This is a genomic window from Pseudomonas sp. MYb193 (assembly GCF_002966775.1).
In the GTDB taxonomy this organism is placed as follows: domain Bacteria; phylum Pseudomonadota; class Gammaproteobacteria; order Pseudomonadales; family Pseudomonadaceae; genus Aquipseudomonas; species Aquipseudomonas paracarnis.
Map to the genome: position 1 here is coordinate 2931985 of NZ_CP023269.1, position 20394 is coordinate 2952378.

Annotated in this window: 15 protein-coding genes and 1 pseudogene; 7 read left to right on the forward strand and 9 right to left on the reverse strand. The window is 57.7% G+C overall.

What is annotated here, in order from left to right:
* Nucleotides 1–6: 6 nt before the first annotated feature.
* The 4 genes from CLM72_RS13410 to CLM72_RS13425 all read right to left on the reverse strand — a co-directional run bounded on the left by CLM72_RS13410 (nucleotide 7) and on the right by CLM72_RS13425 (nucleotide 6969).
* Nucleotides 7–1422: an efflux transporter outer membrane subunit gene (locus tag CLM72_RS13410; protein WP_105226769.1), complete on the reverse strand. Its 1416-nt coding sequence runs from the start codon at nucleotides 1420–1422 to the stop codon at nucleotides 7–9.
* Nucleotides 1419–4598, reverse strand: a complete 3180-nt coding sequence (locus CLM72_RS13415; RefSeq protein ID WP_034127367.1) for an efflux RND transporter permease subunit — start codon at nucleotides 4596–4598, stop codon at nucleotides 1419–1421. Before CLM72_RS13415 ends, CLM72_RS13410 begins: the two co-directional genes overlap by 4 nt.
* Nucleotides 4599–4613: 15 nt before the next feature.
* Nucleotides 4614–5855, reverse strand: coding sequence for a multidrug efflux RND transporter periplasmic adaptor subunit MexE (gene mexE, locus CLM72_RS13420; protein WP_105229134.1), 1242 nt, complete (start codon nucleotides 5853–5855; stop codon nucleotides 4614–4616).
* Nucleotides 5856–6072: 217 nt separating this feature from the next.
* Complete coding sequence (locus CLM72_RS13425; protein ID WP_105226770.1) at nucleotides 6073–6969, reverse strand: LysR substrate-binding domain-containing protein; 897 nt, start codon at nucleotides 6967–6969, stop codon at nucleotides 6073–6075.
* 103 nt (nucleotides 6970–7072) lie between these two features.
* Here CLM72_RS13425 and CLM72_RS13430 point away from each other — a divergent pair, with 103 nt between their 5' ends.
* Nucleotides 7073–8413 (forward strand): DUF2254 domain-containing protein, encoded by a 1341-nt coding sequence (locus tag CLM72_RS13430; protein WP_105226771.1) that lies wholly within the window; start codon nucleotides 7073–7075, stop codon nucleotides 8411–8413.
* A gap of 221 nt (nucleotides 8414–8634) precedes the next feature.
* On the opposite strand, the gene CLM72_RS13435 is transcribed toward CLM72_RS13430, so the two are convergent.
* Entirely contained in the window at nucleotides 8635–9912 is a 1278-nt protein-coding gene (locus CLM72_RS13435) for a low temperature requirement protein A (RefSeq protein ID WP_308706294.1), read from the reverse strand.
* A gap of 100 nt (nucleotides 9913–10012) precedes the next feature.
* On the reverse strand, nucleotides 10013–10939 hold the full coding sequence (locus CLM72_RS13440; protein ID WP_105226773.1) for an AraC family transcriptional regulator: 927 nt from the start codon (nucleotides 10937–10939) through the stop codon (nucleotides 10013–10015).
* A gap of 477 nt (nucleotides 10940–11416) precedes the next feature.
* On the opposite strand from CLM72_RS13440, the gene CLM72_RS13445 reads away from it, so the two are divergent.
* The 6 genes from CLM72_RS13445 (at nucleotide 11417) to CLM72_RS29595 (ending at nucleotide 17136) form a co-directional block, all read left to right on the forward strand.
* On the forward strand, nucleotides 11417–12034 hold the full coding sequence (locus CLM72_RS13445; RefSeq protein WP_105226774.1) for a hypothetical protein: 618 nt from the start codon (nucleotides 11417–11419) through the stop codon (nucleotides 12032–12034).
* Between the two features lie 144 nt (nucleotides 12035–12178).
* Nucleotides 12179–12637, forward strand: coding sequence for a (2Fe-2S)-binding protein (locus tag CLM72_RS13450; RefSeq protein ID WP_105226775.1), 459 nt, complete (start codon nucleotides 12179–12181; stop codon nucleotides 12635–12637).
* Between the two features lie 17 nt (nucleotides 12638–12654).
* Nucleotides 12655–14835: a xanthine dehydrogenase family protein molybdopterin-binding subunit gene (locus CLM72_RS13455; RefSeq protein ID WP_105229135.1), complete on the forward strand. Its 2181-nt coding sequence runs from the start codon at nucleotides 12655–12657 to the stop codon at nucleotides 14833–14835.
* Nucleotides 14836–14837: 2 nt separating this feature from the next.
* The gene (locus tag CLM72_RS13460) at nucleotides 14838–15821 is read left to right on the forward strand and encodes an XdhC family protein (RefSeq protein WP_105226776.1); all 984 of its coding nucleotides are present in this window, start codon (nucleotides 14838–14840) and stop codon (nucleotides 15819–15821) included.
* Complete coding sequence (locus tag CLM72_RS13465; RefSeq protein WP_105226777.1) at nucleotides 15811–16791, forward strand: GTP 3',8-cyclase MoaA; 981 nt, start codon at nucleotides 15811–15813, stop codon at nucleotides 16789–16791. Before CLM72_RS13460 ends, CLM72_RS13465 begins: the two co-directional genes overlap by 11 nt.
* 54 nt (nucleotides 16792–16845) lie before the next feature.
* Nucleotides 16846–17136, forward strand: coding sequence for an NTP transferase domain-containing protein (locus CLM72_RS29595; protein ID WP_371920473.1), 291 nt, complete (start codon nucleotides 16846–16848; stop codon nucleotides 17134–17136).
* 1028 nt (nucleotides 17137–18164) lie between these two features.
* Here CLM72_RS29595 and CLM72_RS29260 read toward each other — a convergent pair.
* The 3 genes and pseudogenes from CLM72_RS29260 to CLM72_RS13485 form a co-directional block, all read right to left on the reverse strand.
* Nucleotides 18165–18353 (reverse strand): annotated as a pseudogene (locus CLM72_RS29260) (transposase); the annotation flags it as partial.
* 107 nt (nucleotides 18354–18460) lie between these two features.
* The gene (locus CLM72_RS13480) at nucleotides 18461–19462 is read right to left on the reverse strand and encodes an aldo/keto reductase (RefSeq protein WP_105226780.1); all 1002 of its coding nucleotides are present in this window, start codon (nucleotides 19460–19462) and stop codon (nucleotides 18461–18463) included.
* 94 nt (nucleotides 19463–19556) lie between these two features.
* Nucleotides 19557–20387, reverse strand: coding sequence for an oxidoreductase (locus tag CLM72_RS13485; protein ID WP_105226781.1), 831 nt, complete (start codon nucleotides 20385–20387; stop codon nucleotides 19557–19559).
* Nucleotides 20388–20394: the final 7 nt, after the last annotated feature.

Consider the following 20394-nt stretch of genomic DNA (forward strand, 5'->3'; position numbering starts at 1 on the left):
TTTACATCACTTGCTGCTAGCCACCACTGTATCCGGCTGCCAACCACCCCCAAGGGCCTTGTAGATTGCGACGATGCCGCGATACAGGTCGACTTCGGCCTGGGCCTGGGCGTCTTCGGCGGCCAGGCGTTCGCGCTGGGCGTCGAGCAGGACCAGGAAGTCCACGGTGCCTTCGCGGTAGCGGATCGCCGCAAGGTCGGCGGCGGCGCGGCTGGATTCGCTTTGACGGATCAGCGAGACCAAACGTTGCTGGCGCTTGCCGTAGTCGCTGAAGGCGTTTTCAGACTCTTCCAATGCCAGCAACACTTGCTGTTCATAGGTCGCCAGTGCGCCATCGGCTTCGGCATTCGCGCCACGCAAACGCGCGCGTACGCTGCCCAGGTCAAACGCGGCCCAAGTGATGCTCGGCCCTAGAGACCAGGCATTCGCGGCGGCCGAGCCGATCTGCGAACCGCGCCCGGCGGTGAAGCCGAGGAAACCGCTGAGGCTCACCCGTGGGAACAGGTCGGCCTTGGCCACGCCGATACGTGCGGTGGCGGCGGCCAGTTTGCGTTCGGCGCTGAGGATGTCCGGGCGTCGTTGCAGCAGTTGGCCAGGGTCGCCAATCGGCAACGCCTTGGCAATCGCTGGCAGGTCTTTCGGGCTCAGGTCCACGCTCAGCTTGTCGGGGCGCTGGCCGAGGAGGGTGGCGATGCGGTTGCGCTCGCGCACTTGTTCGGCCTGCAGTTGCGGCACGCTGGCTTCCACTGCTGCCAGGCGGGCGTCGGCGCGCTCCACGTCGAGCTGGTCCCCTACGCCGGCATCGCGCAGGCTGACGGTGATGGTGCGCGACTCCTGCTGGTTCTTCAGGTTGTCCAGGGCAATACGTTCGCGCAGTTGCGCACCGCGCAGTTGGCCGTAGGCATCCACCAGCTCGGCAATCATGGTGACTTGCAGCTGGTACAGGTCGGCTTCGGCCACCTGTTGGTCGGCGTCACTGGCTTCCAGGTTGCGGCGGATACGTCCGAACAAATCCACTTCCCAGGCCATGTCCAGGCCCAGGTCGTAGCGCTCGCTGTTGACGCGTTTGGTGGTCTGGCCGGGAATCTGGCCTTTGCCCACATCGCTGCTGGCGCGGGAGGTGACCACCGGCATGATGTCGTTGGCCGCATCATCACGGATGGCCTGTGCCGCCCGCAGACGGGCGAAGGCCACGCGCAGGTCGCGGTTGCCGCTCAGGGACTGGGTCACCAGTTGGTTGAGGGTCGGGTCGTCGAACTGCTGCCACCAGATGCCTTCGTATTTGGCGTGGTCGTAGCTCTTGGTGTCGGCGGCGGCCGTGATATTGGCCGCCTCCAGTTGCTGGGTCTTGTAGTCCGGGCCTACGGCACAGGCGGCGAGCGCCAGCACCAACAGGCTCGGCAGGAATACTTTCACACTCATTGCTGTGTCTCCAGCTTCAAGGCCTTGGCCGCTTTGCGCGCTTCACTGCGCTCGACATAGCGACGGATCAGTACGTAGAACACTGGTGTCAGCAACAGACCGAAGAAGGTCACACCGATCATCCCGGAGAACACCGCCACGCCCATGGCATGGCGCATCTCGGCGCCGGCACCGCTGGAGAGCACCAACGGCACCACACCCATGATGAACGCGAACGAGGTCATCAGGATCGGCCGCAGACGCAGGCGGCAGGCTTCCAGTACTGCGGCGAGCGGGTCGAGGCCTTCCTGCTGTTTATCCTTGGCGAACTCGACGATCAGAATCGCGTTCTTGCACGCCAGGCCCACCAGTACGATCAGGCCGATCTGGGTGAAGATGTTGTTGTCGCCGCCCGAGATGATTACCCCGGTAATGGCCGACAGCAGCGTCATCGGTACGATCAGGATCACCGCCAGCGGCAGGCTCCAGCTTTCGTATTGGGCGGCGAGCACCAGGAACGCCAGCAGTACGCAGAGCGGGAACACGAACAGCGCGGTATTGCCCGAGAGGATTTGCTGATAGGTCAGGTCGGTCCACTCGTAGGTCATGCCGTTGGGCAGTTCATCTTTAAGCAGTTTTTCAATCGCGGCCTGAGCCTGGCCCGAGCTGTAGCCCGGCGCGGCGTTGCCGTTGATTTCTGCGGTGATGAAACCGTTGTAGTGCATGACGCGGTCCGGGCCCGAGGTGTCGCTGACCTTGATAAAGGTCGCCAGCGGGATCATTTCGCCTTTGTTGTTACGCACTTTCAGTTGGCCGATCTGGTCGGAGTCCTGGCGGAACTGTTGCTCGGCCTGCACGTTGACCTGGTAGGTACGCCCAAAGCGGTTGAAGTCGTTGGCATACAGCGAACCCAGGTAGACCTGCAGCGTGTCGAAGATGTCGCTGATCGCCACGCCGTGGGTCTTGGCCTTTTCGCGGTCGATGGCGGCGTCGACTTGCGGCACGTTTACGGTGTAGCTGGTGAACAGGCCGAACAGTTCAGGCACGCCGTGGCTCTTGGCAATCACGTTCTGCACTTCTTTGTACAGCTCGTCATAGCCGAGGTTGCCACGGTCTTCGATCTGCAGGCGGAACCCGCCGATGGTGCCCAGGCCTTGTACCGGCGGCGGCGGGAAGATCGCCATGTAGGCTTCTTCGATATTGGCGTATTGGCCGTTCAGTGCACCGGCAATCGCACCGGCAGACATGCTTGGGTCTTTGCGCTCATCAAAGGGCTTCAAGGTCACGAACACAATGCCGCTGTTCGGGCTGTTGGTGAACCCGTTGATCGACAGGCCCGGGAAGGCAATCGCAGCTTCCACGCCAGGTTGTTTAAGGGCGATCTCCGACATGCGCTTCATCACGTTTTCGGTGCGGTCCAGGCTCGCGGCGTCGGGCAGTTGGGCGAAGGCCACCAGGTATTGCTTGTCCTGGGCCGGTACGAAACCGGTCGGCGTGTGGGCAAAGCCGAAGAACGTCAGCACCATCAAACCCGCGTAGACGAACAAGGCAATACCGCTGCCGCGAATCACACGGCGCACGGTGCCTACGTAGCCATGGCTGGCCTTTTCGAAAAAGCGGTTGAAGGGACGGAACAGCCAGCCCCCGAAGACCTTGTCGAGGAACTTGGAGAAACGGTCCTTCGGCGCGTCGTGACCGCGCAGCAGCACAGCGGCCAGGGCAGGGGACAGGGTCAGGGAGTTGAACGCCGAGATCACGGTTGAGATCGCGATGGTCAAGGCGAACTGCTTGTAGAACTGCCCGGTCAAGCCACTGATAAAGGCGGCCGGAATGAACACCGCACACAGCACCAGCGCCGTGGCGATGATGGGGCCGGTCACTTCACTCATGGCTTTTTCGGTCGCCGGGAACGGCTCAAGCCCCAACTCGATATTACGCTCGACGTTTTCCACCACCACGATGGCGTCATCCACCACGATACCGATGGCCAGCACCAGGCCAAACAATGACAGGGCGTTGAGCGAGAACCCGAACAGGTGCATCACCGCAAAGGTACCGATCAAGGATACCGGCACCGCCACCAATGGAATGATCGAGGCGCGCCAGGTCTGCAGGAACAGAATCACCACCAGCACCACGAGGATCAGTGCTTCAAACAGGGTATGCACCACCGCTTCGATGGAGCCGCGCACAAAGATGGTCGGGTCATAGGCGATGCGATAATCCATGCCCGCCGGGAAGCTCTTTTTCAGCTCGGCCATTTTGCTGCGTACATCGTTGGAGATGTCGATGGCATTGGAGCCTGGACGCTGGAAAATCGGAATCGCAACGGCGGGCTGGTTATCGATCAACGAGCGCAGCGCGTATTGGCTGGAGCCCAGTTCGACCCTGGCGATGTCCTTGAGGCGCGTGATTTCACCGTTGGCGCCGGCACGAATCACAATGTTCTCGAACTCTTCCTCGGTGACCAGGCGGCCCTGGGTATTGACCGACAACTGGAAGCTTGTGTCACTCGGCGCAGGCTGGGCGCCCAGGGCACCGGCTGCCACCTGGCGGTTCTGCTCGCGGATCGCCGTAACCACATCGGTGGCGGTCAGGTTGCGTGAGGCGGTCTTGTTCGGGTCCAGCCACACGCGCAGGGAGTAGTCGCCCATGCCGAACAACTGCACGTCGCCGACGCCGCCCAGGCGGGCCAGTTCATCCTTGATATTGAGGATCGCGTAGTTGGACAGGTACAACATGTCATAACGCTGATCCGGGGAGGTCAAGTGCACCACCATGGTCAAGTCGGGGGAGGCCTTGTCCACGGTAATGCCGATGCGCGTCACTTCCTCCGGCAGCTTGGGCTGGGTGCGCGTCACACGGTTTTGCACCTGCACCTGCGCGTTGTCCAGGTCGGTGCCCAGGGCGAAGGTGATGGTCAGGGTCAGCTTGCCGTCGGCGGTGGACTGCGAGGACATGTACAGCATGTTCTCGACACCAGTGATGGCTTGCTCCAACGGCGCGGCCACGGTTTCACCGATGACTTTGGGGTTGGCACCCGGGAAGTTGGCGCGCACTACCACGGTCGGCGGCACCACCTCCGGGTATTCGCTGATCGGCAGTTGGAACAGCGAGATTGCACCGGCGATCAGGATCAACAGCGACAGCACCGCTGCGAAGATCGGCCGTGAAATGAAGAACTTGGAAAAATTCATCTTGAGTCGTATCCCTTAACCGCGTGGAGTCGCGACGCTTGCGAGCTTGGGCGCGGGTTTTTCCGGCGCCACTTGCTCCAGGTTGCTGGCTTCAAGCGCTTGTCGTTGTTGGGCCAAGGCGGCGAGGGTTTCCTTGCTGGCCATCGGGATGGTTTCCGGTGCGACCGGCGAGCCTGGGCGTACACGCTGCAGGCCCTTGACGATCACGGTATCGTCCTTGGTCAGGCCGCTGCGCACGATGCGCAAACCTTCGATTTTCGGCCCCAGTTCCACCGCGCGATAAGCTGGCTTGTCGCCGTCCATCACCAGTACGAATTTCTTGCCCAGGTCGGTGCCGACGGCTTCGTCGTTGATCAACACCGCCGAATAGGTGCCGCTGCCGACCAGCTTCAAGCGCGCATACAGGCCAGGGGTGTATTCGCCCTTGCTGTTGTCGAACACCGCACGGCCGCGGATGGTGCCGGTGGATGGGTTGACCTGGTTGTCGACAAAGTTCATCTGGCCCAGGTGCGGGTTGCCGGTTTCGTTGGACAGGCCCAGGTACACAGGGGTGGTTGCGCCACGCCGGCCTTCACGGGCCAGTTCGGTGTACTTGAGGAATACGCGCTCATCGGCATCGAAGTAGGCATAGACCTTGTCGGTGGAGACCACGCTGGTGAGCGCAGTGGTATCGGCGGTCACCAGGTTGCCGGCGGTGATTTCGGCACGGCTGACGCGGCCACTGATGGGCGAGGTCACGCGGGTGAAACTCAGGTTCAGCTTGGCCAGGTCCAACTGCGCCTGGATCCCGGCCATCGCGGCACGGGCTTCCTGGGCGGCGGTGGTGCGCGAGTCGGCCAGTTCGGCGGAGATCGCGTTGCTCTGACGCAGGCGTTCGCCACGTTGCGCTTCGTTTTCGCTGCGGGTGGCGGCGGCTTTGGTCTGAGCCAGTTGAGCCTCCAGGCGGCGCACTTCGGCCTGGAACGGGCGCGGGTCGATCTGGAACAGCAGGTCGCCTTTCTTGACCAAAGCGCCTTCAGTAAAAGCGACTTGGTCAATCTGGCCGGACACCCGCGGACGAATCTGCACGGTTTCCGGCGCTTCAAGGCGCCCGGTGAACTCGTCCCACTCGTTGACCGGCTGTTCCAACACCTTGGCCACGCTGACCTTGGCTGGGGGCATGGCGGCCGCTTGTTCGGGAGACTTGCCGCACGCGCTCATCACCACCACGGCCAAGATCGCCAAGGGGAAGCGCAAAAGTTTGAGTGACTGTTCCATGAGGTGCATCCGCCAATGTATTTGAGATGGGCGGATCATGCGCGGGGAGGTGCTAGGTCACGAATCGAATGAAGCAAAGGTAACTATCATTCGGAATGATATAAGCGTGGAGTCAGCCCTCTAGCATGGGGGGTTTGTTAGGGAGCTATCAATGTGATTGATGACAAAAGACTGTTGCTGAGGGTGCAAGGAACTTTCCCAACAACCCGTGGGAGCATCACGGCGCCTCAAATGCATCGCCCAGAAAGTCGATCAAGGACCGCACCGACGGCATCAGCCCACGCCTGGAGGGGAACACGGCGGTGATCACGCCTTCAGCGGGTTGCCATTCAGGCAATACGGCAATCAAACGGCCATCGGCCAGTTCGTCTTTCACGACTACCTGCGGCAGGTTGGCGATGCCCACGCCCGCCAATGCTGCGTTCTTCAGGGTCGACATATCATCGCTGACCAGGCGTGGCGTGTGCGCGATCTGGGCCGTCGCGCCGTCCGGCGCGTTCAAGTCCCACACGTACTGAAGCAACGGGTTGCCCCAATGGATCGTCGCCATCCCGGCAAGGTCAGCCGGTAGCGAGGGCAGGGGAGCGTCCTGCAGAAAAGTCGCGCTCGCCACCAGTACCTGAGGGCTTTTCGCCAGTACCTTCATGACCAGCTCACTGCTTTCCAGCGGTGGGAAACACAGGTTCAAGGCCATGTCATAGCCTTCGCTGATGATGTCGACCTTGCGGTTGAAGCTTTTCACGTTCAGTTCGACGCTGGCGCATTGGGCCATGAATTGGGCGAGCATCGGTGCCACCCAGTAGTTGAGCAGCGCAGTGGTGCAACTCAAGCGGATCACGCCCCGCGGCTCTGATTTATTGAAGGCAATCACATCTTCGGCCGACTCGGCTTCGGCAATCATCGCCACGCAATGGCGGTAATAGGCCTGGCCGATATCGGTGACCTGGAACTGGCGCGTCGAACGCTGTATCAGCCGCGCCCCCAGCCTGGCTTCAAGCTGGCTGACTCTGCGGCTCAAGGTCGATTTGGGCAGGTTCAGCGCACGGCCCGCCGCCGCAAAGCCGCCGTGCTCGACCACCTTGGCGTAGAGGAAGAGTTCGTTGAGGTCGAACATGGGCAGTGTTCCATTTTTGAGATGGCCAAGATTAATTCAACTTAGCCAGTATCGACAGCCATGTACACTCCGTTCAAATCGACGCTGTCACCGAGGGCACCACATGATCGACCGTTTGCGCTGGGCAACCCATCGTCTCACCAAGCGATTGTGGTTTAGAGCCTCCTTGTTCTCGCTTCTAGGGGTCGCTACGGCACTGCTTGCCGTTGTGTTCAAAGATTTCGTTCCCGAGTCCCTGCCCACGCGCATCGGTGCAGATGCGGTGGACAAGATTCTGGGCATCATTGCGTCCAGCATGCTGGCCGTCACGACCTTTTCGTTGAGCACGATGGTCACCGCGTACGGTGCCGCAAGTAGTGGTGTGACCCCGCGAGCCACCACTTTGGTGATGGAAGACACTACGACGCAAAACGCCCTCGCTACGTTTATTGGCTCATTTCTTTTCAGCCTGGTAGGCATCATTGCCCTGAGCACCGGCGCCTACGGCGCGCAGGGTCGCGTGCTGCTGTTCGCGGTGACCATCGCCGTGGTTGTACTGGTGGTCTACACCCTGCTGCGGTGGATCGACCATTTGTCCAAGCTCGGCAGGGTAGGAGAAACCATCGACCGCGTCGAAAAAGCGGCCATGGCGGCCATCAGCCAACGCGCCCAATGGCCCTGCCTTGGCGCTGCAGCCTACCCGGCCGATCACGCTCTGGCCCCCGGCGCAATGACCATCGAAAGTGGGCAGACGGGCTATGTGCAACATATCGACGTGTTGGCCTTGGGCGCTATCGCGCAGCACGACTGCACGCATATTTACCTGGAGGTGGTGCCGGGAACCTTCGTACACGAAGGCATGCCGCTGTTGCACGTTGTCAGCCTGGGCACCAGGCAAGACGATGGCACACAGGCCACCAGGGAAAAGATCCTGTCTACGCTGACCATCGGTAACCGTCGCACATTCGAACACGATCCCCGTTTCGGGCTCTGCGTCCTCTCTGAAATCGCTTCGCGCGCGTTGTCACCTGCCGTCAACGATCCAGGTACCGCTATTGATGTGATTGGCCGGGGAGTGAGAACGTTGGCATGCTGGGGTAAGCCCGGCGGGTCTGGCCGGCAGACAGATCCGCAGTGTGAGCAGGTATTTGTTCGAGGGCTGAACGTCGATGATCTGTTTGAGGATTTCTTCGCCCCGATCAGCAGAGACGGTGCAGGTGTGTTCGAAGTGGATGCTCGCCTGTTGAAAGCCCTTATCAGCCTTGCCGAAATAAACCCTGTTCTGTTCAAAACGGCGTGCCTTAGGCAGGCGGACCAACTGATCACGCGCGCGCATGCCACACTGACACTGCAGCATGAGAAGGATCGACTAAGCGCCTTGGCCAAGGCGATAGGCGCTATTCGGCCTGCAAGGGCTGTTTATAGGCTATCCGGTTCGCCAAAAAACATTTTGACTTGGCTCTAGGACGGTGTTTCCAGGTCGAACGAGTTTGTTTTTGCCCCCACTTTTGCCCCCATTCGCACCGAATACGCGAATGAACGCGAAGGGCGGTTTCCGAAGGACTCCAGTATGGCATTGGCTGGTATTCAGTGTTTTTCTCCCGCGGGGATCGTTGCCTCCAGGCCCAAGCTATCGAGGCAAGGAGTCGAAAGATAACGCCGACTTACGCGGCCTCCGCTAATCGTTCAATGGGCACTGAGCATTTCTCCCTGATGACGATGCCCTAGAACCTCGTAACCGACTACTGTGATGATAGGCGCAAACATGAGCACGACCAGGCACACTACGATGCTCATGCCCAACATAGCTGCGCCGATTGCAATTGCGATGACCACAACGGTCGCCAGCAAGAGCCATACGTGCAGTAGGTCAAAGTGGCGCACTAGAAAATAATGAAGCGCGTAAATCAACCCAAGAAAGATCGCAAGCGGAATAGCTGTGGCGAGCAGAGCCGGTAGCACTCCAATGTGGGCTTTGTTCTCGATAAAGTTCGCCGCGACGTCCAGTCCCGCACCCGTTGCAACAATCGAGGCAATGATCAGTATCTGTCCATAGCTCCATACGAAAGCGCGGGAGCGATAAGCGTGCAGCACATTAGCCGATGGCAGAATTGAGTAGACCCACCACATTCCAAAGGTGATTCCGACACCTGCAACGCAGGCCAGTGCCGTTTCAGCCGTCCATCCCACATGCTCCATCTCCGCAGACAGGGCTGCGACCGTCCCCACCAACCCTTCGCCCAGGGCAATAATTGCGAACAAGCTATAGCGTTCTGCAATGTGCTCCGCGTGCCACGGCGTGCCGCGGTCCCTGCGCTCCGCCAATATCGGACCTGCAAACTCGACCAGAAACCACAAAAAAAACAGTGTGATGGTGGCGTCTATCGAAAGAGGAAAAATGAAAAGTGCGATCCAGCCAAGTTGCGCAACCGCGATCGAGACAGCGTAAGTGATGCAGGCGCGGCGCCTTGAAGGGTCTTGTTTCGCTGCTCGCAACCACTGAAATATCATCGCAACGCGCATGATCACGTAGCCCAGTACCATAACTGAAGCATCCAGCTGGTGACCCTCCTCTATTGAGGAGAACAGCCGTGGCAATCCGATCGCAAGCACGAGGACTCCAGCCATCTGCACCATTGTGGTAAGGCGAAAAACCCAATCGTCAGTATCGTAGGCTGATGCGAACCAGGAGAAATTGGTCCAAGCCCAACAAATGCAAAAGCTCGCGAATCCGAACCCGATCAACGCAGTGGAGTAGTGGCCTGCTGCTAATGCATGTGCGAGTTGGGTAGCAGCAAACGCGAAGCAGGTCGCGAAGGTCAGGTCGAACAATAACTCGAGAGACGAAGCTACGCGGTGTGTCTCGTGCGGGTCACGGCCGGACATCCGTCGTAGGTGATGGTGAAGAGCCTTAGTAACAGACGCCGATGTGCTCATGCGTGATCCCTCGTTGGCAAGCGCCATGTATCAAAGGTGGTTTGAAAAGTTATGGATCTACGTGATCCGCATGGGCTTTTTTGTTTCCCGTGGGTGACGTCACCGACAGGTTGGCCCAAGGAGTCGTCTATTCAGACACGTCCGCGTCGAGACGCATGCGCCGAATATCACGCGAAGGGGGCGAGCCAAAGAATCGCTTATATTCCCGGCTGAATTGCGAGGCGCTTTCGTAGCCGACAAGGTTACTGGCTTCGCCTGCGTCGAAAGCCTGGTTCAACATCAATTGCCTAGCCTCTTGCAGGCGCATTTGCTTTTGGAACTGCAGAGGACTCATACCGGTGATATCGCGAAAGTGCTGACGGAACGTTGATGGAGTCATGTGCGCGTGAGCGGCCAGGTCATCCAGATTCAAAGCTTGTTTGAAATTCTTTCTAAGCCAGGAAAGGGTTTGGGCCATTCGCTGGCGCGGCGTGCCATCGGCAATTATGTGGCGAAGTTGGGATCCTTGGGGGCCAACTAACAAACGGACGATGATTTCTTGCTGAAGCAGTGGTGCAAGTGAGCTTACCAATGGCGGCTCGTCCAGTAGCCGTACTAGTCGCAAAAACGCATCGAATAAAGCAGGCTCCAGCTTGTGGACAGAGATCGGCTCATAGGCGGTCTCGGGCGAAGACGGCAGCTCCATCTCATAGGCCACTTGCGCAATCTGGCGAATGTCCAACTTCAGCATCATACCCAGCAGTGGTTCGCTGCGAGACGCCCGCGTGACATGGGCAGTCACTGGCATATCGAAAGTCGACAGCATCAATTGGCCAGGCCCGTAATTGTGTACCTTGTCGCCGACCATGATTTGCTTATAGCCCTGGGTAATGACGCCAATTCCCAGGTTATAGATGCAAGGCATCGGCTCGCTAACGCCATGACGGCGATGCATCGTCAGCGCGGGAAGCGCTGTAGTGAAATCACCGTCAGTGCTGGCAAAGCGCTGAATCGCGGCGGACAACTCTGCTGCCTGAGGGACATTTGCGGTTTTAGATCCCTGATCGCCGTGCATTTGGTAATTTCCTTAGCTAACTAAACGGAAAATGGTAGCAGTAGGCGCCACTGGAAGTTGCAGCCCCCCTGAAATTTCCGTCTTTTAGGTAAAAAATTCTAAGAATCAGGCAACTTGGTCTTGGTTGTAGTGCAGTCCACTAGATGCAAGCCATGCCCGACCGGTGTTGCCTGGCAGTCCAGCATCGCAAGATTATTCGCCTCCCGCGTCCCTAATTGCCGAATCCGATTAATCAGGCAAGTAAACATAACTTTTGTGCAAGCGGTCGAGACGCGGCTCACCTAATCTGAAGCATCTGCGTGGACAACAAAGTGGTGACTGCACCATCAGAAATCGCGCTGTTGGTTATCCATTGGCTGTCACCGGATCAATCGTGAGCGGCGCAAAGATGCCGCCTGAATAACCTGGCATGTTCTGGAGAAAGCATCCACCAAGCCGTCTGTCCAACACCGTGAGTTCGCCTGAAGGACCTTTATAATGAAAATAGGACTGATCGCATTATTACTGGCATTGCCCATTTCGGGCACGGCATTGGCTGACAGCGCAGGCAGTTCAATGCCTCCGGCAGGCAGTGTCAGTAAAGCCGAGGGGTTAAAGGCTTGGCAGAGGATTGAAGCCGTGGTGACTCACCCGCGCTGCGCCAACTGTCACGTCGGCCCCGACAATATTCCAATGTGGACCATCTCCGGTGAGAACAAGACCCGCCCACACGGCATGAATATCCACGCGGGTGACTCGCGAATAGGCGCTGAAACGGTGTCTTGCGTTGCTTGTCACGCAAGTTCGGATACACCAAACGTTGCTCCCAACATGCCGCCGCATGTGGGCCTTCCCTGGCAACTCGCCCCAGTGGCGTTCGAGTGGTTTGCAAAGACCGGCGCGGAGATTTGTACCCAGTTGCGCGACCCCAAGCGCAATGGGGGCCGTGATGCCGCGGGCCTGGTTGAGCACCTGCATCATGACGCAAAAATAAAGGGCTTTATTCCCTGGGCCTGGGTACCCGGGCCAGGGCGTTCTACACCGCCAGGCAGTTTCGAGACGCACGTGCAGGACATGACCGTGTGGGGTGCTGCAGGCCAGCCTTGCCCCGAATGATGAACATATTGATGTGCTTGCAAACAGTTCTTGGCGAGCAATCTGCGAGCGCGTGGCGCTCGTCCTTTAAACAGCCTTCGGGCAAACGCTTCGCAAAGCTGACCTGGCGTCAGCCATTTAAACACCTACGGGTCGGAGGATTTCATGATCACGCTTAATATCAATAACAAGGACCTGCGTGTCGACGTTGCCCCCGATACGCCTCTGCTGTGGGTGCTGCGCGATAGTTTGCAGCTTACCGGTACCAAGTTCGGCTGCGGTATGTCCCTGTGCGGGGCGTGCACCGTTCACCTTAATGGCCAGCCCGTCCGCTCTTGCGTTACAACTGTCTCGGCAGCAGTCGAGGCCAAGATCGTCACGATTGAAGGTGTCGGCGAAACCCCGACGGGTAAGATAGTTCAGGAGGCCTGGCAACGGCTAGACGTGGTGCAGTGTGGTTACTGCCAGTCAGGTCAGATTATGAGTGCTGTGGCTTTGCTGCAAACCAATCGCTCACCTTCAGATACCGACATCGATCGAACAATGGGTGGCAACGTCTGTCGCTGCGCAACCTATGTACGCATTCGCGCGGCCATCCATGATGCTGCCAAGTCGCTGGCTTGAGCAACGAGGTAATGAATATGATCCGGTCTATCGAGAACGAAAGTCGTCGCCGCTTCCTCAAAGGTACAGCAGGCCTCACTTTGGCCGTTTATATGCCTTGGTCGCTGGCTGACGGCGCCGCGCGCGCAGGCAAGAAGGAGGGCGAGTTCGAACCCAGCGCTTTCTTGCGCATCGGCGAGGATAATGTCGTCACCGTCATCTCCAAACATTTGGAGATGGGACAAGGCGCTTACACTGGTCTGGCCACTCTGGTCGCTGAGGAGCTGGATGCAGACTGGGCGCAAGTTCGTGTTGAAAGCGCCCCAGCAGAATCGCGCTACAAGAATTCGCTATTGGGTATTCAAGGTACCGGTGGCAGCAGCTCCATCGCCAACTCTTGGGAACAACTGCGCATGACCGGAGCTACCGCTCGCGCCATGCTGGTATCGGCCGCGGCTTGGCTGTGGAAAGTGCCGGCGCAAGAAGTCGAAGTGGTAGATGGCGTGCTGCGGCATGCTGCGTCGGGTAAGCAGGCAACATTCGGCCAACTTGCCCAGCTCGCCGCCGATCAGCCGGTCCCGGCCGAGGTCAAGCTCAAAGATCCTAGTGCATTCAAACTGATTGGTCGGCAGCATCTGGCGCGTAAAGATTCGGCTGACAAGGTCAATGGCAAGGCGATCTACACCCAGGACATTCACTTGCCCGGCATGCTTACGGCTGTGGTTGCTCATCCACCGCGCATTGGCGCCAAGGTGAAGTCTTTTGATGCCAAGGCGGCGCTTGCCATCCCTGGAGTGGTACATGTGGTGCAGATCCCCAGCGGCGTCGCAGTTGTGGCTAAAGACACCTGGAGCGCGAAGAAGGGCCGTGACGCTGTAGCGATCCAGTGGGACGAGAGTGGAGCCTTCAAGCAGAGTTCGGAGCAATTGTTCCAGCGCTACCGTGAGTTAGCCAAAACCCAGGGCACGGTTGTTCGCAACGATGGTGATGTTAATACCGGCCTTGCGGGCGCAACGCGTACGCTGGAAGCGGAGTACGACTTTCCCTTTCTTGCCCACTCGGCCATGGAGCCGATGAACTGCGTGGTCGCCCTGACTAAGTACGGTTGCGAAACTTGGCATGGTGCGCAAATGCAGTCACATGTGCAGACGGTGTTGGCCGATCTGTTCGGGCTGGAACCGGAGCAGGTTCGGGTCCACACGCTTTACGCCGGTGGCAGTTTCGGCCGGCGGGCTAGTAAAGATGCTGATTACGTTTTGGAAAATGCCCATATCGTCAAAGCTATCGGTGGAAAAGCTCCGGTAAAGCTGGTGTGGTTGCGCGAAGACGACATGCAGGCCGGCCATTACAGACCGATGTACCATCATCGTCTAACTGCGGGGCTAGATGAGCAAGGCAAACTGGTCGCCTGGCAGCACCGTTTGGTCGGTCAATCCGTGTTCGCAGGATCACCTTTCGCTGCGTTTATCAAGGATGGCATCGACTCCACATCGGTAGAGGGAGGGTCGACGCTTCCTTATCGAATCCCCAATCTGCGTGTTGATCTGCATACCCCAAGCGATATCCCAGTACCCATACAGTGGTGGCGGGTAGTGGGGCATTCCCATAACGCTTTCTCCACTGAGTGTTTTTTTGACGAGCTCGCTCAGATGGCGGGACAGGATCCAGTGGCCTGGCGCCTGGCAATGCTCGAAGGGCATTCACGTCACATCGAAACGCTCAAGTTGGTGGCGCAAAAGGCTGCCTGGGACGCGCCGTTGGCAGCTGGCAAGCAGGGTGAACGTCGTGGCCGGGGAGTGGCTCTGCATGAAGCCTTTGGCTCTGTGGTGGCGCAAGTGGTCGAGGTTACGGTGCAAAGCGACGGCAAATTCAAAGTGGACCGTGTGGTCTGCTCGGTGGAATGCGGCATTGCGGTCAACCCGGATGTAATCCGTGCTCAGGTCGAGGGCTCCATTGGCTTCGCTCTCTCAGCGGCCATGCACGAAGCGATTACCTTGACCGACGGTAAGATTGATCAATCCAACTTCCATAACAACGAACCGCTGCGCATCTATGACATGCCTAAGGTCGAGGTACATATAGTGCCGTCGGCAAGCCCGCCAAGCGGTATCGGTGAGCCGCCCGTTGCGCCCCTCGCGCCGGCGCTGGTGAACGCCTTGGCTGCGGCGACCGGCAAGCGTATTCGGCGCTTGCCTATCAGTGCTCAGTTGTCGGCTTGACCATGCAGCATTTGGACTTGCAGGTTATTGAGCAAGCGTTGACCTGGACCCGCAGTGGCGAGGATGTTTGGCTGTGCACAGTTCTCGCCACTTTTGGGTCCTCTCCGCGAGGGCCAGGTTCCTGGCTCGTGGCCCGCAGCGATGGGCGCTACGTTGGCTCACTGTCGGGTGGCTGTGTCGAGGAGGATTTCCTTGAGCGCTTGCAGGAGGGTGAGTTCGGGGATCGTATTCAGGTCGTACGTTACGGGGATGCCCAGGGTGGACCACGGGATTCGCGAATCACTCTGCCTTGCGGTGGAATATTGAAAGTGCTGATCGAGCGTCTGCCGGCCGACTCGGCGACACTGGACCAGCTGGAGATCATGCGTTCGACACTGCGCGGGCAGCGCCATCTGCTGCGTTGTGTCAACTTAAGCAGCGGCGATGCCCGTTTCGAGGTCGACGACGGCCTTGGCCCGCGGGTAGTTGAACAGGTCGAAAGTGAAATCGTGCATTTGCGGATCGGTCCGGCTGCGCGCCTGATCATCGCAGGTATGTCGCCGGTATCCGTGGCGTGCGCCGAGTTCGCCCGCACGCTTGGTTTCGAAGTCATCCTTTGTGACCCTCGGGAGGAAGCTCTAGTAGGTGTCGAGCTACCCGGCATAGAGGTTAAAGCTATCTTGCCGTCGATGTTCATCAGTGCCGGCGGATGCCATGCTGCCACTGCCGTAGTGGCACTGACCCATGATCCGCGCATCGACGACTTGGCGATGATGGAGGCTGTAGGCACGTCGGCCTTCTACATCGGCGTCATGGGTTCGCTACAAACCTCTAAGCTGCGCGCGGAGCGACTGCGCCGCATCGGGAGGTTAAGCGACAAGCAAATTGCTCGACTGCACATGCCGATAGGGTTGTCCTTGGGCAGCAAGACGCCTGCCGAGATCGCACTGGCGGTGATGGCGGATATCATCCGAGTCCAGCGTGGAAGGTCACGCGATGCGCTCTGAACCGATCGTCGATGGGCAAGGGCGGCGTCTGGGAAACCTGCGTCTGAGCCTGACCAGCGCATGTAATTACGCGTGCATCTACTGCGTGGCTGATGGCAAACGTCTTCAGGCTCGCAACGATAGCTTGTCGCTGGACAAGTTGTTGCTGGCGGTGGAATACCTGAAAACCGTAAATCCACTGGAGCGCCTGAGGATCACCGGCGGCGAGCCGCTGATCAGCCCTTTGTTCGATGGCTTCCTCGGGGCAGTAGGGCGGCTGGGCTTCGAAGATGTATCGCTGACCAGCAATGGTCAATTGCTGTCGCGCAAGCTCCCTCTGTTATTGGAGGCCGGCGTCAAGCGTATCAATATTTCGCTCGACACCCTGGATGCAGAGGCTTTCCAGCGCATCGCCCGGGGTGGGGATCTGGCCACAGTACTCGATGGCATTGACCAGGCCCTGGAGGCTGGTTTGCAGGTAAAAATCAACATGGTGCCGCTTCGTGGGCACAACCATGATCAGATCTTACCTCTACTTGAGTACTGTCTGGCCCGGGGGGTGGAATTGCGCTTCATCGAGTTGATGCGCATGGGGCATCTGGCCCGCGATGATGAAACTTTTCGTCGGCAGTTCTATGGCATGGCCGAGATTCTTGAGGTTATCGGTCAGCACCGTCCGTTCAGCGCAGTACCGAGTGCGCCCAGCGCCACGGCATTGCGCTTCAATATACCGGGGCGAGGTCACTTCGGCGTGATCGCCAACGCCAGCGCGCCTTTTTGCTGCAGTTGTAACCGAGTGCGCCTAAGTTCGAGCGGGTGGCTGCATGGATGCCTTTCCTCCAGCCAAAGCCATTACTTGGGTGATGCCCTTGAACTTCCACGCGATCTTGCCTTGTCACGTATTCGCGAATTGTCGAGGCACGCTTTACTGGACAAACAACCGACTCATTTCACGGGCGACCTCATGATCATGAAAGTCATTGGTGGGTAAGAAGCAATGATCCCTGAAACTGAATTGCCACCTCGGGTATGGGTAATACGCAGCATGGTTTCTACCCGGGCTAGGAGCCTGGGCCTGCTAAGTGGTATACGGGCAATCGAGCACGCGGATGCATTGTCAGCGGCGAGCTTTCTTCGTGACATGCCCTGGATCACTGGCGACACTCTGCATCATCTCGTGTCAGTAGTCTCGCCTGAACGCATAGTTATTCCGACATTTAGGAGGGTGCAAGGGGCTAATTTCTTGTTAAAGCGGCAGTTCTGGCAAACGTTAAAGTTGCTTGCTGAGGACTTCGATGAAAAAGACCAGTTGCAGGTAGTTCCGCACCCTGTATGACCCCAGAACTAAGCGATATCGATTCCCCGCGGCGTGTCGAAATCGAAGAGCCCATCGAATGGTGATCACACCTTTAGAGTTTTCATCGTTCGCTTAGCTGTACAAATACGCCGTTCTACCTTTTTAAAGCTGGTTAAATGCGAATAACAACATCCAAGTCTGCAAGCTACACATCGAGCAACATTCATCTCTGAAGCTTTTCTGTAGAGCTCCTTTGGAAAGAGATGAATCTTTAGCGCCCCTTGGGGCGCTTTTTTTACCTAGTCGTTGGAAAATATATCTACTCAGGGTACCTGCAGTTTGACATATCCCTTCTAAGCGCAAGTCCTCGCCTGGAAAAGCGAATCGCAGATACCCACCCGCGTCGCCATGGTGCTTCCCGAAATGTTCCAACTGTCTGACAAAGAGCGGAAGAGCTGGCAGCGGTCTATGACCGAGCCAGAATAGCTGAACTGGCTTGCGAGGCAGCATACACAACAATCAAGAAAGCCTAGGCAAAGTGACGAAATGTAGGCGCCGGAGGAGTGGGCACAAATGCAAAAGAATACTGAAAGGCTGGCAATCTTGATTGCCCCATCGACTAAACAGCGTCTGGAGCAGGTCGTGAAAGAGGAAGACTAAACAACCTCGCAAATCATTCGGGGGCTGATAAAGCTCTACGCGATGGTGTTTGCAGCGCTCAAGGCATTATTGTTTCCCGACTAAATGTATGAATCCAAGGGATTCGAGGACTAATTCGAGCAGCGCAAGCGCTGGTTTTTCGGACTACTTGCCTTTGCGTTTTTGCTAGATGTTGGAGATACATTAATCAAAGGCGAGGACTATCTGTTCTCACTCGGGGGCGAGTACTTGATCCGACAGATTGCGTTCGTCCTCCTTTGCATAGTTGCAGTAGCAATCACTTCAAAGAAACTCCAGATGGTGTTGGTGCTCGCGGCCATTACTTATCAAGTGAGTTGGATCTCGAGGCTTTACGTCATCCTTTGACAAGGCACGCACCCGCGGGTCTCCTACGCGCGCCCCAAGTTTCGATCTGCACGGGGCGGCCCCGCAAACCACCGGTTTGAGAGCCCAAGTAACCGTGGCCTGATATGGTTCTACACCGGGTTGTAGTCGATGGGCACGGCCTCGTCTTCCAGGTAGCGCGTCAGCGCTACCCAGGGTTTAAGTCTGTAACCCAGGGTGTTGGCCGTTGCTGATCCATTGGACATCTGATCGAGGTCGGGCGAGAAAGTCATGTCGCAGGTTGTGCCAGATTAGGAGGCGATCAGCGGCGATAAGCTGATACCGGCATAAGTTTGCCGGTATCTCTTTTACTGCCGCATCAGGAGAATCCAGTCACCGCATGGGGTACATATGGGGCCTCAAGGCGCCTGACTTCCTCTTCGCTCAATACCAACTCCAGCGCAGCGATTGCGTCGTCGAGTTGGGTTGCCTTAGAAGCGCCAACGATAGGTGCTGAGACGCCACGCTTGGCTAACACCCATGCCAAGGCAATTTGCGCCATAGGCACGCCTCGTCCCCCAGCAATCTGCTCAACAACGTCAATCACCCGGCCGTCTTCGACTTCCGTAGCTTGGTAAAACGACTGCCCTGAGACATCGGTTTTGGTGCGCTCGGTCTGTTGGCCGTATGGCCTGGTCAGCCTGCCGCGTGCCATTGGGCTCCATGGCATCAAACCCACACCCTGATCAAGGCAGAGTGGGATCATTTCCCGCTCCTCTTCTCGATACACCAGGTTCAGATAGTTCTGCATGGACACAAACTTGCTCCATCCGTTTGCCACGGCGACCTGCTGTGCTTTGGCGAACTGCCAGGCGTACATGGATGAGGCGCCGATGTATCTCGCTTTGCCTGCTTTGACGATGTCATGCAGGGCTTCCATCGTTTCTTCGATAGGCGTGTCGTAGTCACAACGATGAACCTGGTACAGATCGATGTAGTCGGTGCCCAAGCGGGTCAGGCTCGCATCAACGCAAGCCATGATTGCTTTACGGGAGAGACCTTTCTCGTTTGGCTTTGCTGAGCCTTCCCATTCCCTCATGTTTGCCGGGAAAAATATCTTCGTGGCGATCACGGTTTCTTCTCGACGCGTGAACTCCTTTAGGAGCTTGCCAACGATGATTTCCGACGTTCCAGCGGAGTAGCTGTTTGCTGTGTCAAAAAAGTTGATCCCTTGCTCCACTGCGTGCTTGATGATCGGTCGGCTTGCTTCCTCACCCAATGTCCAGGGATGCATGCCAGCATCAGGATCACCGAAGGTCATGCATCCAAGGCACAGTCTGGAAACATCAAGGCCTGTGCTACCAAGTTTCACGTACTTCATAAATCCTCCATCAAAACCCCGATTGGGTGGGTAGTTGCATTCGCAGCCCTCAACGCAAAAACCGAGCAAGCTCGGTTTCTATGTCATTGCGTGTTTAGTCTTTGAAATCGCTCGAGATAGAAAGCTCTTTCCATTCGAGCAACTCAGCTTCAACCAAACGATTCTTCTCGCCAACGATGGCTACCGTGTCACTACCCATCGCCAGACGCTGTGGAGGGTTAGGCGCATTGACCAGCGTCAACATGGCTTCTGCAAACTTCAATGGATCACCGGGCTGTGCGTGGTTAGCGCCCTCAGCAAACTGCCGCATTTTACCGACCGTCTCATCGTAGTCAGACAGCTGCAGCGCGGTCTTGATCAACGACTGCTCATCAAGAAAGTCGGTGCGGAAGAAACCGGGCTCAACGACCGACACTCGAATCCCCAGAGGTGCCAATTCCTGATGCAGTGCTTCGGTAATGCCTTCCACAGCAAACTTGGTGGAGCAGTACACCCCCCAACCAATAAACGCCTGATAACCGCCTACCGAGGAAATATTGATGATGTGCCCGCTACGTTGCCGACGCAGGTGTGGCAGAACAGCGCGCGTCACGTTGAGCACACCGAAGACGTTTGTGGCGAACAGGCGTTCCGTCTCTTCAGCACTGGTTTCTTCAACGGCGCCCAACACGCCAAAGCCGGCGTTGTTGACGACCACATCGATCTGGCCAAATCGCTTGATACCTTCGGCAACAGCCTGATGTGCTTCTTCTTCGCTGGTTACGTCCAGGCGTACAGCCAACAGATTCGGGTGATTTCCCAAGCGACTGGTAATGTCTTGAGGCTTGCGAGCGGTAGCGATGACTGCATCACCAGCACGCAGGGCTTGTTCTGCGATGAGTGTGCCAAAACCACGAGAAGCGCCTGTAATGAACCAAGTACGCATATCAACT

Excerpts from the sequence above, each read along its gene's own strand:
- CLM72_RS13460 (WP_105226776.1), top strand. The coding sequence starts at position 14,838 with ATGCAGCATTTGGACTTGCAGGTTATTGAGCAAGCGTTGACCTGGACC.
- CLM72_RS29595 (WP_371920473.1), top strand. The coding sequence starts at position 16,846 with ATGGTTTCTACCCGGGCTAGGAGCCTGGGCCTGCTAAGTGGTATACGG.
- CLM72_RS13410 (WP_105226769.1), bottom strand. The coding sequence starts at position 1,422 with ATGAGTGTGAAAGTATTCCTGCCGAGCCTGTTGGTGCTGGCGCTCGCC.
- CLM72_RS13425 (WP_105226770.1), bottom strand. The coding sequence starts at position 6,969 with ATGTTCGACCTCAACGAACTCTTCCTCTACGCCAAGGTGGTCGAGCAC.
- CLM72_RS13465 (WP_105226777.1), top strand. The coding sequence starts at position 15,811 with ATGCGCTCTGAACCGATCGTCGATGGGCAAGGGCGGCGTCTGGGAAAC.
- CLM72_RS13445 (WP_105226774.1), top strand. The coding sequence starts at position 11,417 with ATGAAAATAGGACTGATCGCATTATTACTGGCATTGCCCATTTCGGGC.
- CLM72_RS13455 (WP_105229135.1), top strand. The coding sequence starts at position 12,655 with ATGATCCGGTCTATCGAGAACGAAAGTCGTCGCCGCTTCCTCAAAGGT.
- CLM72_RS13415 (WP_034127367.1), bottom strand. The coding sequence starts at position 4,598 with ATGAATTTTTCCAAGTTCTTCATTTCACGGCCGATCTTCGCAGCGGTG.
- CLM72_RS13450 (WP_105226775.1), top strand. The coding sequence starts at position 12,179 with ATGATCACGCTTAATATCAATAACAAGGACCTGCGTGTCGACGTTGCC.
- CLM72_RS13435 (WP_308706294.1), bottom strand. The coding sequence starts at position 9,912 with ATGGCGCTTGCCAACGAGGGATCACGCATGAGCACATCGGCGTCTGTT.
- CLM72_RS13430 (WP_105226771.1), top strand. The coding sequence starts at position 7,073 with ATGATCGACCGTTTGCGCTGGGCAACCCATCGTCTCACCAAGCGATTG.
- CLM72_RS13485 (WP_105226781.1), bottom strand. The coding sequence starts at position 20,387 with ATGCGTACTTGGTTCATTACAGGCGCTTCTCGTGGTTTTGGCACACTC.
- mexE (WP_105229134.1), bottom strand. The coding sequence starts at position 5,855 with ATGGAACAGTCACTCAAACTTTTGCGCTTCCCCTTGGCGATCTTGGCC.
- CLM72_RS13480 (WP_105226780.1), bottom strand. The coding sequence starts at position 19,462 with ATGAAGTACGTGAAACTTGGTAGCACAGGCCTTGATGTTTCCAGACTG.
- CLM72_RS13440 (WP_105226773.1), bottom strand. The coding sequence starts at position 10,939 with ATGCACGGCGATCAGGGATCTAAAACCGCAAATGTCCCTCAGGCAGCA.